The sequence below is a fragment of the Corynebacterium jeikeium genome (assembly GCA_003955985.1).
GTDB lineage: Bacteria > Actinomycetota > Actinomycetes > Mycobacteriales > Mycobacteriaceae > Corynebacterium > Corynebacterium jeikeium_D.
In genome coordinates, this window is the sequence record CP033784.1 from 1632735 (window position 1) to 1647714 (window position 14980).

At 59.6% G+C, this 14980-nt stretch carries 7 protein-coding genes; 3 read left to right on the forward strand and 4 right to left on the reverse strand.

What is annotated here, in order from left to right; all coding sequences use genetic code 11:
• Positions 1-91 precede the first annotated feature (91 nt).
• Positions 92-2008: a malto-oligosyltrehalose trehalohydrolase gene (gene treZ, locus EGX79_07215; GenBank protein ID AYX81988.1), complete on the forward strand. Its 1917-nt coding sequence runs from the start codon at positions 92-94 to the stop codon at positions 2006-2008.
• Here the strand turns inward: treZ and EGX79_07220 are convergent.
• The 3 genes from EGX79_07220 to EGX79_07230 form a co-directional block, all read right to left on the reverse strand.
• Complete coding sequence (locus EGX79_07220) at positions 2005-5685, reverse strand: hypothetical protein (protein AYX81989.1); 3681 nt, start codon at positions 5683-5685, stop codon at positions 2005-2007. The genes treZ and EGX79_07220 overlap by 4 nt on opposite strands.
• 106 nt (positions 5686-5791) lie before the next feature.
• Entirely contained in the window at positions 5792-7087 is a 1296-nt protein-coding gene (ilvA, locus tag EGX79_07225) for a threonine dehydratase (protein AYX81990.1), read from the reverse strand.
• 56 nt (positions 7088-7143) lie between these two features.
• Positions 7144-10701 (reverse strand): DNA polymerase III subunit alpha, encoded by a 3558-nt coding sequence (locus EGX79_07230; GenBank protein ID AYX81991.1) that lies wholly within the window; start codon positions 10699-10701, stop codon positions 7144-7146.
• Positions 10702-11190: 489 nt separating this feature from the next.
• Between EGX79_07230 and EGX79_07235 the strand changes: the two genes are divergently transcribed.
• Together EGX79_07235 and EGX79_07240 are read left to right on the forward strand one after the other, a co-directional pair.
• Entirely contained in the window at positions 11191-12480 is a 1290-nt protein-coding gene (locus EGX79_07235) for an amino acid deaminase/aldolase (GenBank protein ID AYX81992.1), read from the forward strand.
• The gene (locus EGX79_07240) at positions 12477-13904 is read left to right on the forward strand and encodes an FAD-binding protein (protein AYX81993.1); all 1428 of its coding nucleotides are present in this window, start codon (positions 12477-12479) and stop codon (positions 13902-13904) included. Before EGX79_07235 ends, EGX79_07240 begins: the two co-directional genes overlap by 4 nt.
• Here EGX79_07240 and rarD read toward each other — a convergent pair.
• Positions 13901-14869 (reverse strand): EamA family transporter RarD, encoded by a 969-nt coding sequence (gene rarD, locus EGX79_07245; GenBank protein ID AYX81994.1) that lies wholly within the window; start codon positions 14867-14869, stop codon positions 13901-13903. The two genes, EGX79_07240 and rarD, sit on opposite strands and share 4 nt — an antisense overlap.
• Positions 14870-14980 lie beyond the last annotated feature (111 nt).

A 14980-nucleotide genomic window follows, 5' to 3' on the forward strand; every position in this document is an offset into this window, starting at 1 on the left:
CTCGGTACTTTTCTCGACCTCACCTTTGACTCCCCTCGAATCCGCGGTGTTCGAAAACGTTTCCCTGTGCCCATCCGCTGACTGACCTACCATGGTGCCCATGAGCAACTACCGAGTCTGGGCCCCGTACGCTTCCGAAGTCCGTCTGCTGTTGGGCAATCCTGACGCGCCAGCGATTTTGGATATGCATCCCATCGCTGACGCGACCGATGACTACGGCGCCAACTCTGGTTGGTTTGAAGCTGATGTGGCTCGCACACCGGGGGATCGCTACGCATTTTCGCTGCGGGCACATGCGGGATACGGCGCGCCTGACGACGAATCGGGGGACCACTCCTCCCCCGCTGTCGGTGACTGGACAATACCGCTGCCAGATCCGCGTTCCCAGTCGCAGCCGGATGGTCCGCATGGTTTCTCCGAGGTCGTTGACCTGGGTGCCTATAAGTGGAAGGACTCGGCCTGGTCGGGCCGGATTCTGCCAGGAGGTCTGATTTATGAGCTGCATGTGGGCACCTTCAGCGATTCTGGTGATTTCGAAGGTTTGGTGGAACATCTAGACCATCTGATTGAGCTGGGGGTAACACATATTGAGCTGATGCCAGTGCAGCCTTTCGGTGGTGACCGTAATTGGGGCTATGACGGTGTGTCCTGGCACAGCGTGCACGAGGGCTACGGTGGCCCGCGGGGTCTACAGAAGCTGATTGATACGTGCCACCGAAAGGGTTTGGCTGTCATCTTGGATGTGGTCTTTAACCACTTTGGTCCAGACGGCAACTATGTGGGATTTTTCGGCCCCTACACCGCTGGTGGCTCGACGGGTTGGGGTGAGGTTGTCAATCTCACTGGCGACAACTCTGATGAGGTGCGTGCGTATATTTTGGATGCAGTGCGCCAATGGCTGGTGGATTACCACGTCGACGGTCTTCGTCTGGACGCAGTCCATGCCCTGCATGACGAGGGGGCATTCCACATTCTGGAGCAGATGCAGGTTGTCGCAGACACTGTCGCAGCCGAGACTGGTATTCCGCGTTCTTTGATTGCAGAGTCCGACCAGAATGATCCGCGTTTGGTCCGCCCGCGCGCTGCCGGCGGCTTTGGCCTCAACGCTCAGTGGGATGATGACGTCCACCATGCACTGCACACGCTAGTATCTGGCGAGGACCACGCCTACTACTCAGACTTTGGGTCGGTGGAAGCGCTAGCTAGTGCTTTGGAAACTGGCTTCTGGCATACGGGCACAATGTCGACGTTCCGTGGTCGCACTCATGGTCGTCTCTTCGACCTGTCTGTACAGCCCATGCATGCTTTCGTAACGTACACGACCACACATGATCAAACGGGTAACCGCGCTGTCGGTGACCGTCCGTCGATGAACCTCACCCCGGCGCAGCAGGTTTTAAAGGCAGCAGTTATCGCCTGCAGTCCTTTCACCCCGATGCTCTTCCAAGGTGAGGAATGGGGCGCCTCTACCCCGTTTGCTTTCTTCTGTTCCCATGAAGATCCGGAGCTGCAGCGGCTCACGCGCGAGGGACGCCTACGTGAGTTTGCCCGTGCCGGGTGGGATCCGAAGGAGGTATCCGACCCATCGGATCCAGAGACCTTCCACCACTCGAAGCTCAATTGGCAGGAGGTCTCGGAGGACTCGCACGCCACTATTCTGGCGGCCTACCGCGATCTCTTCGCGCTGCGGAAGTCCCACCCGTCGCTTCGCACTCCCTGGTCGGCATCTGTGGTGACTGAGTATGACGAGGACAATCGTTGCCTCGTCGTTGTGCGCAGCCAGGATGAGCGCGAAATGGGTGCCCGAAACTCGGATGCCTTTGAAACTGTCGCTTTGGTTGCGAATTTCTCCGACGCCGAAACCAGCGTCAGCCTGGATTCCGAGTTCGGTTCCGCCCACCTGCTACACACTTTTGAAGACGCAGCAGCCAGCATCGTCAATGACGAAGCTGCCGGTCCCGAAATCTCGCTTCCAGCGTGGGGCTACGCTGTCGTCTCGCTCAGCTAGTCAGCCGGACTTTCAGCCTCGGTGTCGGACTCTTCCTCATCCGCCGCACCCAACTCGGGTGCTGGCCACGGCAACTCGGTAACGTCACCGTGGAGGACGTGAGCCACCAACGCGTCTGCGATGAGAATATCGCTCATCACCAACGTCGGAACCAGGTCCGCCAGCTGAGCCCACATCGGAATCAGCTCACGGACAACGGCGACACTGGCATCAGAGTTCTCAGCCTGAGTACGAGCCAATACGCGGGCAGCCACTGCAATAAGCAGTGACGTTCCCGGCACCAGAGTCCAGTGCAGCGAAGGATCATCCGCATCGATGCCGTCGAGCTTGTGGAAGCGCACATTGACCGCCTTGCGCAGTCGTGGAGACGCCTTCGACACCGTCTTAAACAACACCCGAGAGGCGGCGGCAAGCTGGGTCATGACACCGGATTCCACAATCTCAGCACGATTGCGTACCACTTCATAGATTGCCGTGAAACGAGCGTCATCGTCGGTCAGCGGACCCGGGACCATGCGGTAAGGATCAAAGACCTGTGACAAAATAGCGCTGGCCTGTGCTTCAGGCAGCGAGGTAATCTGCACCGAGCTCTGGTCGATAGTAGCGGACTCCAGAGTGGTGTCCTGGCCGCTGGCAGCAATGTCCAGCAGTCCCTGGCCACCAGTTGTGCGCAGGTAATCCAGCTGACGAGAACGGTCCACGCTCTCATCAGTGAGATCCGCCAATGCTGCCAATGCACCGAGCCACGGCACACGGCGACGCCCCGGCACTGGCTTAGTAGCGCTGAAGTCTCCCAGCACGAGTCCGGAGGCGATAAACATACCCGGCTGATCGTCGAGCGCGATGACTGAACGGTTCAACGCTGCCAGACCGGCGCGTGGTTCGGCACACAAGATCGCACCCAACCTAGGTGCGGCCAGCAGCGGATTCGCCTGCACCATGTCGGTTGCACGACCAGCCCGCAAGGTCGCCAGTAGTGTCCACAAACGTGCGAGCTGATCCTGATTTAGCTCGCCCCACAGTTCCTGCGCGCGAGCAACGGGATCGGTGTCCTCGCCATCGAGGTCGATAGCCTCTGCATCATCGACATGATTCAGAATGGTCGACCCGGCCGCCGGCCACTGCGGGTGGCGTTCCTTTTCCACACCGAGAGTCACCTGCGCGACAAATGGGCCAAGGCCGCGGAGTTCGGCGGGAAGCTCGCATTCGCCCTCTACGACTTCCAGGGCGACGGGTTCGCGCCACGGCTGACCGGCGGCCCAGAGCCACAGGGTCATCGGCAAGTGCGAAACGTCGTCAGCGACATCAACCTCGATGATGTCAGTGGCTTCATCGTTGAAGGCAATCTGGCGGATGGCATCGCGGGAGGAAGCCTCCACCAGTGGTACAGACAGGCGCTTCCGTCCCGTCACACGTGTCCAGTCCAAACTGATGCGCAGGGCCTTCAGCAGGGAGATACGGTCGGCAAACTTGCCGAACTCCGCGTAGCCAGTATCGCCGAAACGCTTGATGGGGACACGACAGATGTCGCGCTCACCGCTGGAAACTGCAACATGCGCATGGCGCAACTCGCCCGGGGCATTGACGACAATCTTGCCGAAGGCATCGACACGCTTCGGGCGGGTGACCAATGTAGTGGTGCGGCGGGCGACGGATTCGTCGGCAAGCGGAACCTCAAACTGCAGCGTGCCTGGCGTGACCTGCAACTGCAGCCATGCGCCTTCTTCGGTGGAAAGCTCGACGGTACCTGTGACTTCGTCCGCCCCGAGGCGTACGATAGCGGGCTCGGCGTCAAGCGGCTTGTCACCCGAGACAACGCGGATGTCGGCGGGGCTCAGCCCGTCGATGGTTGGGATGCGGAAGCCGTCGCCACCACCGCTGTAAGTAATCGTGAGGTCTGCCTGCTCGGCAATGGCGAAGTGCTTCTGGAAGCTGCGGCCACGCGGATTGACCAGGCGAACCACGAACTCGCCGACCCACGGATAATCATCATCGGTAAGGATCTCAACCTCGCCACCCGCGGCGGGCACCTCGAGGTCATAGACCATGACGGAATCCGTGGTAAACGCACCATAGCCACCAAAATCGGTGACAATGGCGCGCCAGGACTCGTCCTTACCGGACAGCGTCGGCGGGAACACAGCGACCGGCCCACCGGCGTAAACCGGGGTGCCGTAGGCAGACACCGTGCCGTCGAGACGTGCGTGGGGCATGGTCATTCGCGGTTGCCGCTGCGGTGATGCCGAGCGAACCTCGCCAGCCGCCCCGGACCGACGAACCTGAACTGCATGAACATCGCGAAGGTCGATCTCAGCGACTTGCCACAGCTCCCAGTTAAATGGGCGCGGGTCCGATAGCAATGGCACCTCAGCGCCTGTGACGGGGTCAACGAGTGTGGCATCAACCGGGTAGACCACCGTAGCGGACGTCGAGTGTAGCGAGACCTTGTCTGTGACTGACTGACCGTCGGCACCGAAAATGAGAATCGGGTCCTCAGTGCTAATCGCGGGGACTCGCCAGTGCTTCTCATCGCCGATTTCCACCAGCACATCGCGCACCGGCTCATCGATGGTCACCACTGGACGCGGCAGCGAATCCTGCAGGCCCACCACCGGCGTCGTTGCTACCGTGCCGCCGAAGGTGACACGCCAGGTCCGTCCCGCCGGATCCAGCGGCGTCGGTAGCTGTACGCCAACGGTCTGCGTCAGCTCATCGAAGTACAGCTGCGGGCGGCCGGTCGTTGCCACCACGCCCACGGCTTCACGACGATTCGCAGTACCCGCCGGACGCATACGCAGCTCTTCACGCGCAGCGGCCACCAGAATAGGCGGCAGCCCCGCATCGAGCTGGCCGAGTTCTTCCCGAGCCTCCCAGTTGGCCGGATCAGCGGCGGTGGCAATGGCATAGCCGAGGGTTGCCTTAAACAACTTGTGCGCCTGACGAGGTGCCGTCCTGGCCAACTGACGCAGCGCCAGTGGGTAGACACCATCTTCCGCCTCTGCGATTTCGGTCAGCAGCTCCTCGAGCAGCGGATGAACCTTCGACAGCGCCTGTACCAGGTCATTTGATGAAGGGTCGGATAGCTCCGATACGCCCGCAAGCTCCTCACAGCGCTCGATAATCAGTGGCATCACTGATAGCTGCACACCCGCGTGCAGAAGAAGCACCTGCGCTGCCCGCTGCAGCGGATCCGCGTCGGCCTGGCTGCTGTCGACGTCGTTAGGCAAACCAGCATTGGCCAGCATTGTCGGCACTGCGGCGGCGAGGTGCTCGATGAGCGCGCCGGTAGTGTCAGCGTCTGGATCCAGCTGCAGAGCGGCTGGCCAGTCCAGCCACATTTCGCTTGCCGACGCAACACGCGCGGCGCGTCCTACCAGCGAGGCAAGGGTGACCAGCGGGTGATTGTCAACGACACTCTTCGCAGCTTCAATATCGGCAGCAGTACCACCCACCAGATGATGGGCCAGGAGCGTTCCCAGGAAGCGGTCGATACGCTCAACCTCGTCCATCGCCAGCCCTGACCAGACAAACAGTGGCTCAACTTTGGCCTGTGTGGCGGATTCCAGCAGACCCGGAATCCGGGTGGCCAGGTCCTGCTCTGCGGCAGCCAGCCACATTTCGACAATCACGGTATTTTCCACTCGGACACCCTGGTCGACACTGCTTGCCCCAGTCATAGTGGGTGGACGCTCCCCTTCGCTACAAAGCTTGCTCGAAAAGATTCATTTAATTAACGAAGCTGGGAGGACTTCCTCGGAGGTTTCCCAGCTGGACCCAGCAAGTCTAGGTCAAAAAGTCATACTCTGGTGTGCCGGGTACCAGTCGGCGGCACTTCAGCGGCGAGGCATCCATGCGTGCCAGCAATTCCTCGAGGTCAGAGGCACGACGTAGCTCAATACCGACAAGAGCCGCGCCAGTTTCGCGGTTGTTGCGCTTGAGGTACTCGAACTGCGAGATGTCGTCATCCGGGCCGAGAACATCGCTGAGGAACATACGCAGCTGGCCGGGCTTCTGCGGGAAGTTGACCAGGAAGTAGTGCTTGAGGCCGCGGTAGACCAGCGAGCGCTCCATGATCTCGGCATAGCGCAGCACGTCGTTATTACCGCCCGAGATGATGCAGACAACAACCTCGTCCGGTTCAAACTGCATCTGCTCCAGAGCTGCCACAGACAGCGCACCGGCCGGCTCAGCGATGATCCCTTCGTTCTGATAGAGATCCAGCTGCGCCTCACAGACCGCGCCCTCCGGCGCAATCATCGGATGAACGCGGTTGCGGTTGGCCTCCAGGATGTGCCATGGCAGGTCACCGAAACGGGCCACCGCGGCGCCATCGACGAACGGATCGGTGTGCCCCAGCGTAATCGGGCCATTGTTCTCCAGGGCTGCGCGCATGCAGGCCGCACCCGCAGGTTCCACACCCATGACCTGGGTGTTCGGCGACATATCCGACAGGTAAGAGGTGACACCGCTGAGCAGACCACCGCCACCGACCGGTACGCAGATGGTATCCAGAGTCAACCCCTGACCGGAGAGCTGCGCAATAATTTCAGCTGCGACAGTGCCTTGTCCGACGATGGTGTTGAAGGAGTCGAATGGCTCCACCATGGTGGCACCAGTGCGCTGTGCGTCAGCACGCGCCGCAGCGGCGGCCTCATCGAAGGAGTCCCCGACAACGACAATCTCAACGGCATCGCGGCCGTGGTAAGCGATACGGTCGCGCTTCTGCTTCGGCGTGGCATTGGGCACATAGATGCGCCCCTTAATACCCAGCTGGCGGCAGGCATATGCCACGCCTTGAGCGTGGTTTCCTGCAGATGCCGCAACGACGCCTGCTGCTCGCTCTTCGTCGGTAACCTGAACCATGGCGTTGTAGGCACCGCGAATCTTGTACGAGCGCACGTCCTGGAGGTCTTCCCGCTTGAGGAATACCTTTGCACCGGTGATTTCGGAAAGACGTGGGCTGAACTGCAGCGGAGTGGCCGCAATAACCGAAGAAATTCGTGCCTGCGCAATCTGAATATCGGCCGCGTGAACAAGTCGGCGTTCGGTCTGGGAAGCAGGCACAGAATTCTCACTCATGAGCTATGACTCTACTCGGTCATACAACCGGTTGCGACAATCAGGGCCACGATAAGCTACCCCAAAATGCTGGCCCCAATCGTCGCCTTCAGATCACCAATCAAGCTGGCGTCCCGGTCAACCCGCAAGTGCTCGCCGAGAACCAAAGTGGTGTGGGAATCGCCGTCGACAAGCTTGAGGTAAACGTCGGAGTCGCCTGGGTTGTCCAGCAGTACTGACTTCAGCTTGGCAATCATCTCCGGAGTGCACTGATCAGTGCGCATGGTCAAACGCAGCGGCGCCGAAGTGGAGCCATTACGGCCAAGATCCGGCAGCTTCAGGTCATCACAGACCACACTCATGCGGTCATCGCGGTACTGAACGCGAGCACGAATAAGCACAATGGCGTCTTCAGCAATGCTGGTGGCAATCATCGCGTAGGTCCTCGCAAAAGCCATGACTTCCACGCGCGCGCCGTTGTGGTCCTCAATACCGATAATCGCCCAGGGCTGACCGTTCTTATTCACGCGACGGTCAACGCTAGAGACAATGCCACCAATAGTGATTTCGGTGTTGTTAGCGACTTCCCCACCGACGACCGTGGTCAAAGCGGTATCGGTCTGCGCGGCCAGCGATTCTTCGAACCCATCGAGTGGATGACCGGAGACATAGAGGCCCAGCATTTCTCGTTCCAGGGTCAGCTCGTGCTTGCGATCCCACTTTTCATCCGGCACACGGATTTCAAAGATGCTCTCCGATCCGGTGTCCTCTTCCCCACCGAAGCCCGCAAACAGGTCGAACTGTCCCTTGTCTGCAGCCTTCTTGGTCGACAGCACCGAGTCAATGGCTTCTTCGTGAATGAGCGCAAGGCCCTTTCGTGGGTGCCCCAGCGAGTCGAAAGCGCCGGCCTTAATCAGCGACTCGGTGATGCGCTTGTTACACGGCAGCGTCTCAATCTTGTCCAGATAGTCCGAGAACGACGTGAACTTGCCCTTCTCCTCGCGCGTCTTCACAATCGACGCGACCACATCATGGCCGACGTTGCGGATAGCGCCAAGGCCGAAGCGAATATCCTCACCGACCGGCTCGAAGTCCATACCCGACTCATTGACATCCGGCGGCAGCACCTTAATGCCAAGGTGGCGACAGTCCGACAGATAAATAGCCAGCTTGTTCTTATCATCCGCCACCGAGGTCAACAGCGCCGCCATGTACTCAGCGGTGTAGTTGGCCTTCAGATACGCGGTCCAGTAGGACACCAGGCCGTAGCCCGCCGCGTGAGACTTGTTAAACGCGTACGAAGCGAAGGGCAGAATAATATCCCACAGCTTCTGGACAGCATCCTTAGAGAAACCATTTTCCAACATGCCGCCTTCGAAGTTCACGAACTCCTTGGCCAGCACCTCGGGCTTCTTCTTACCCATGGCCTTACGGAAACCATCTGCTTGGCCCGCGGTGTAATTCGCCAGCTTCTGCGAGATCTTCATGATCTGCTCCTGGTACACAATCAGGCCGTGTGTTTCTTCCAGGATTTCTTTCAGCTGCTCATCCAGTTCCGCGTGGATGGCGTTATAAGGCTTGCGACCATTCTTAATATCCGCGTAGTCAAAGTGCGCGTTCACACCCATCGGCCCCGGACGGTACAGCGCCAGCGATGCCACGATGTCGTCGAAGCCCGTTGGCTGCATGCGCTTGAGCAGCTCACGCATTCCGCCACCATCGAGCTGGAACACGCCGAGGGTGTCACCGCGTGACAGGAGCTCATAGACCTTTGGATCATCGGTCTGAAGGTCATCGAGCAGAACTGTCTCGCCTCGGTTGGACTTGATGTGCTCAATACAGTCACCGATAACCGTCAGGTTTCGAAGACCCAGGAAGTCCATCTTCAACAGACCGATGGCCTCACACGCCGGATAGTCCCAGCCAGTGATAATCGCGCCGTCAGTCTGTCGCTTCCACATCGGGATGTGATCCAAGAGTGGCACCGACGCCATCACCACGGCACAAGCGTGCACGCCGGTCTGCCTAACGACGCCCTCGAGACCACGGGCTGTCTCGTAAATTCGAGCCACATCCGGGTCGGTTTCAATAAGCTGACGAACCTCGGCGGCCTCGCCGTAGCGTGGGTGCTCCGGGTCGACGATGCCGCTCAGCGGAATGTCCTTAGCCATAATCGCAGGTGGCAGCGCCTTAGTAATGCGGTCTGCAATCTGGTAACCCGGCTGACCGAACTGCACACGCGCCGAGTCCTTCAGAGCCTGCTTGGTCTTCACCGTACCGAAGGTGACCACCTGCGCCACCTTGTCTTCGCCCCAGCGATCTGCCGCGTAGCGAATCATCTCATCGCGGCGGCGGTCGTCGAAGTCGATATCGATATCCGGCGCGGACGGACGCTCTGGGTTCAGGAATCGCTCGAAGAGAAGACCGTGCTCAATCGGGTCGATATTGGTAATCCACGTCGCGTATGCAACCAGGGAACCGGCAGCGGAACCACGCCCCGGACCGACCTTGATGCCCACCTCACGGGCATGGCGAATCAACTCCGCAACGATAAGGAAGTACGACGGGTAGCCCTTACCGTCAATAACCTCAATTTCGTACTCCGCGCGCCGGATGTACTCCTCCGGTACCTCGCGCCCTTCAAAGCGCTTGCGCAGCCCCTCCATCACGTTGTGATGCAGCCATGTCGTCGGCGTCTCCCCTTCCGGAACGTCCGCCTTCGGCATGCGATCGTGCGGGTGCTCCTCCCACAGCTCGTCGTAGTCCTCGACGCGCTCTGCGATGAGCAGCGTGTTATCGCAGGCACCCGGGACTAGGTGATCCCAGGTCGCGCGCATTTCTTCGGCGGACTTAATAAAGTAGCCATCACCGTCGAACTTAAAACGGTCCGGGTCATTGAGCGTCTTGCCCGTCTGCACACAGAGCATGGCCTCGTGAGCCTTGGCCTGGTCACGGGTGACGTAGTGGCAGTCATTCGTAACCAGTGGCGGCAGGTTCAGCTTCCGGCCAATCTCCAGTAGCTCACTGCGCACGCGGGTCTCAATATCCAGCCCGTGATCCATCAGTTCAAGGAAGTAGTTTTCCTTGCCGTAGATGTCCTGCCACATCCCGGCGGCCTGCAGAGCCTCGTCGAACTGCCCCAGACGCAGACGCGTCTGCACATCACCCGACGGACACCCAGTGGTCGCGATAATGCCCTCGGCGCGTTCTGCCACCAACTCGGCATCCATACGCGGGTACTTACTAATTTGTCCCTCATACGATGCCATCGACGACAGGTAGAACAGGTTCCGCAGGCCCTGCGCATTCGCAGCCAACATGGTCTGGTGCAAGTAGGAGCCACGACCCGAGACATCGTCTCGACGCTGATGCGGTTCACCCCACTGAATGCGCTTTTTATTAAAACGGCTCTCCGGCGCCATATATGCCTCAATGCCGATGATTGGCTTGATGCCCTTGGACTTCATCTGCCGATAGAACGCATTCGAGCCAAACATATTGCCGTGGTCGGTGACACCGACCGCAGGCATTCCCTGTCGCGCAACCTCGTCGGCAAGCAAATCGATCTTCGCCATACCGTCGAGCATGGAGTACTCGGTGTGATTGTGGAGGTGCACGAAGGAGGAGTTAGCCATGAGTCCAGATTGTAGACAATCCCCCGGATTGAACACGATTCCTTCGAACACCCAAAATGAAGCAGCCCCTTATGCCTGCACAGTTATAGCTAAAGACGTGTGCAACATCACTCTTACTTTTCCTTTACTTTTCAAAACCAGTTAACAATACTCGACACCACGGTTCGTGAGGAAGTTCTCATGTTTTCCTCGCGGCCACAAAGAAACGCACTGCCCTCGAGCAAAGAACCAAAGGAGCAATACAGTGTTCGCACCACTTTCCGATGGCCACTTCACCTACTTCCCCAAGCCCGAGCTTGACGAGGTTCTTGCAACCATCGACCGCCGCCCAGTTGCCGCCGGCTACCTCATCGATGGCGATGTCATCACCTCCAACATGGATGCCGCCCGCTACAGCTGGCTGGTCTAAAAGGGCGCAGACCTGGAAAATTCTGACTTTCTTTTCAAAATCAAAGACAGTACAGGTTTTCAATGATTACGTTTTAGGGCATGAAACTTTCTCGAGCTTCTGCCCCGGAGTCCTCGGACACATCCCGCCCGGCTCCGACATCGATGTCTCACCTGCCTGAAGCGCTGCCGCCGCAGACGCCCCAGACAGCCCGCCCGCCACTAGCTACCGACACGCTGCTTAACTGCACTTCCCTTCCTGCAGTCGTCGTCGACCTCGCGGCGGTCGAAGCCAATGCCCGCGATATGCTCCGCCGTGCAAACGGGATGCCTATCCGCGTGGCCTCGAAATCGATTCGCATTCCACAGCTTATTTCGCACGTCCTGGCCTTCCCCGGTTTCCAGGGCGTGCTGGCATATTCACTGGCAGAGGCGCTGTACCTATTCCGAGAAGGCATTAGCGACGACATCGTCGTCGCCTACCCAACTCTTGACGCCCGCGCTATCTCAGAGCTTGCCGACGATGATGCAGCGCGTGCCGCCATCTGCGTCATGGTTGACCGTCCCGAGCATCTGGAGGCGCTGGCGTCGTCGGCAAGCGAAAATGCGCCAATCCGCGTGTGCATGGACGTCGACGCATCCTTTCGTCCCCTCCCCGGCGTGCATATCGGTACGCTGCGCTCAAGCCTGTTCTCGCCGAAGCAGGCAGCGGCGTTTGCCAAGCAGATTATTGCCCGTCCGGAGCTGCAGCTGGCGGGAATCATGATGTATGAGGGACACATTGCCGGAGTGGGCGATGCCGGAGACTCCCTGCGTGCGCGCGCAATTCGAGTGATGCAGGCCGTCTCAAAGAAGGAGTTGGCGAAGCGCCGCGAGAAGGTTGTCGCTGCAGTCGAGAAAGTGGCGGGGCCGCTGGAGTTTGTCAACGGTGGTGGCACGGGGTCGCTGGAGTCGACGTGCGCCGAGGCCGCAGTCACCGAGGCAGCGGCGGGGTCGGGGTTCCTGGCACCAACCCTCTTCGATAACTATCGCGCATTCAATCTGCGCCCGGCGTCCTGGTTTGTGTTGCCGGCGACGCGACGTCCTAAGAAGGGCGTGGTCACGGTGTCCGGCGGTGGTCGAATTGCCTCTGGACCGGCGGGAGATGACCGGCTGCCAACCCCCTGGTACCCCACTGGCCTGCGCTACGCGGCAGAGGAAGGACCAGGTGAGGTGCAGACTCCGCTGCTCGGCAAGACCGCCGACGCAATTTCGCTGGGAGATCCCGTGTGGTTCCGCCACGCCAAGGCCGGCGAAATAGCCGAGCACACACAAGAAGTCATTGCAGTTCGAGATGGCACCATCATCGCCCACTGGCCCACGTACCGAGGAAAGGGATTGATCTTCACATGAGCAATTCACACAACAACGCCCGCTTCACAGTCTCTACAGTTGAGTCCCGAGTACCACGCGTACGTCGGCGTGCGCAGGCGAAAGCCGTCGCCAACTCGCATTGGAGCAATTGGGCGCACACGCAATCGTGCACCCCGTCCTACACTCATCAGCCGCACGATGATGAGGGCGTCATCTCGGTAATTAAAGCGGCGAAGACCGAAGGGACTACGGTGCGCCCGCTGGGGGCCGGTCATTCTTTTACTTCCGTGGCCACCACCGATGGGCACCGCATTCAACTCGATCGCTGCTCTGGTCTGGTCGAGCTCGACGCCGTCAACCAGACCGCTACGCTGCGTGCCGGCACTCGCCTGCGCGACACTCCAGGTATTCTGCGCCCGCTCGGTTGGGCACTTCCCAACCAGGGCGATGTCGATCCGCAGTCGCTGGCCGGTGCTATCTCTACTGGCACGCACGGAACCGGGCTTGGATTCACCGGTTTCGCAGGCACCGTGAAGGGATTCAAGATTGTCACTGCGGATGGCGTCGTCAGGCACTGCCATCCGGACGCTGAGGGAATCGACGGCGAGCTCTACCGCCTCGGCCGGCTGGGACTGGGTGTCTTCGGCGTGCTTACGGAGGTCACGATGTCCGTCGTGCCAGCGTTTGATCTGCACGCCGACGAGCACCGCGAAGAGTTTGATTCCCTGCGCAAGAGTTTCGCCGAGCGCTGCAAAGAAGCTGACCACCTGGAGTTTTTCTGGTTCCCGGGACAGCGCGAGACGCTGGTCAAGCACAATACTCGCATTGAACCGCAGCGCCACCGCCGCCCGAGCCGCAATAGCCTGAAGCAGCGCCTGGGCAGCGCGCGTACGTATCTTAACGACGAAGTCGTCAACAACATGGGACTCTTGGCGTGCTGCGAGATTGCTAAGGCCATTCCCGCTACGACCGATACCATCAACCGGATTGCCACCAACACCGTGCCAGAGCGCAGCTACTCCAATGAGGCGCACAAGGTCTTTGTCTCGCCGCGCCGAGTGCGTTTTTCCGAGATGGAGTACTCCGTCCCGCTCGAGGCCGCTTCCGATGTCCTCGGGGAAATCCGCGACGCGATTGCCCGCAAGAGGATGAAAGTCTCCTTCCCCATCGAGGTGCGCTCCGCGAAAGCCGATGATGTGGCCCTATCCACTGCGTACGGTCGCGACAGTGCCTACATCGCCATCCACCGCTACTGGAAGGAAAATTATCGAGAGTACTTCAACCTCATCGAGCCGATTTTCAAGGCCCACGAAGGTCGCCCGCACTGGGGCAAATTGCACACGCTCCGCGCGGAGGATTTCGCGGAACGTTATCCGCTGTTCGGCGAGGTCCAGGCACTACGGGAAAAGGTCGACCCGCAGGGAATCTTCCTCAACGAGCACCTGCGCGAACTTTTCTGCTAATTATCTGCCGGCTTTACGACGTCCCGGGTAACCGCCCCATCCGTCTGGTCGGCGGCATCGTCGGAAACCGCGGCCGGTTCAACACCGGCCTTGCGGAGTTCCCGGCGAACCCGACGCTGCCGGAGCATCTTCAGGATGAGGTCGCAGATGAACAGCGCGACGGCACCCCAGATGATGAAGAACCCGATCCAGCGCTCCGGTTCGAGCTGCTCGCCCAGCACAGTGACTGCCAGGGTGATTTGGAGAACCGGAGTGAGGTACTGCATCAGACCCAAGGTGGCCAGCGGCAGGCGTTTGGCACCTTCGCCGAAGAGCAGCAACGGAATGGCGGTAGCAACACCGGCGCTCATCATGAGCAGCATGTGACCAGTTCCTTCGGAGGTAAAGGTGCTCTGCCCGTTGTAGGTAAACCAGAGGATGTAGGCCAGCGCAATCGGTGTGATTACGGCGGACTCGGCCGTCAGCGAAGCTGCGGAGGAAAGCGATACCCGCTTCTTCATTAGTCCGTAAAAACCGAAACTGAACGCCAGCGCCAGCGCACCCAACGGCGGATGTCCCACACCGATTGTGAGAACAATGACCGCAATGGTTGCCAGGATGACACTGCCGAGCTGCAACCGCGAGATGCTTTCACGGAAGAAAATCATCGCCAACAAAACGCTGACCAGCGGGTTGATGAAGTAGCCGAGCGCGGCCTCCGCCACCTGCCCATTGTTGACCAGGTAGACGTACACACCCCAGTTGACGGAGATCAACAGTGCGGCAATAAAAATAGTGCCCCAGGTCTTGGCACTCGCGGCCTTCAGCTCTGGCCATGCGCGCATGAAGCTGAGGGCAATGACCATAAAGACAAGGGTCCAGACGAATCGGTGCGCCAAAATCTCTACGGCCCCTGCTGGTTCCAGCAAGGGGAAATAGAGCGGAAACAGCGCCCACAAAAGGTACGCACCGAATGCCTGAATCACTGTTGACTGACTCCTTTTCGTTCTTGTTGAAACTGACTGCGTACTGACGGCAGAGTTCTAGCCGCTTCATCCTAGTCGTTTGGATTTGGGCGCTTGGTTCTGGCTTTTATT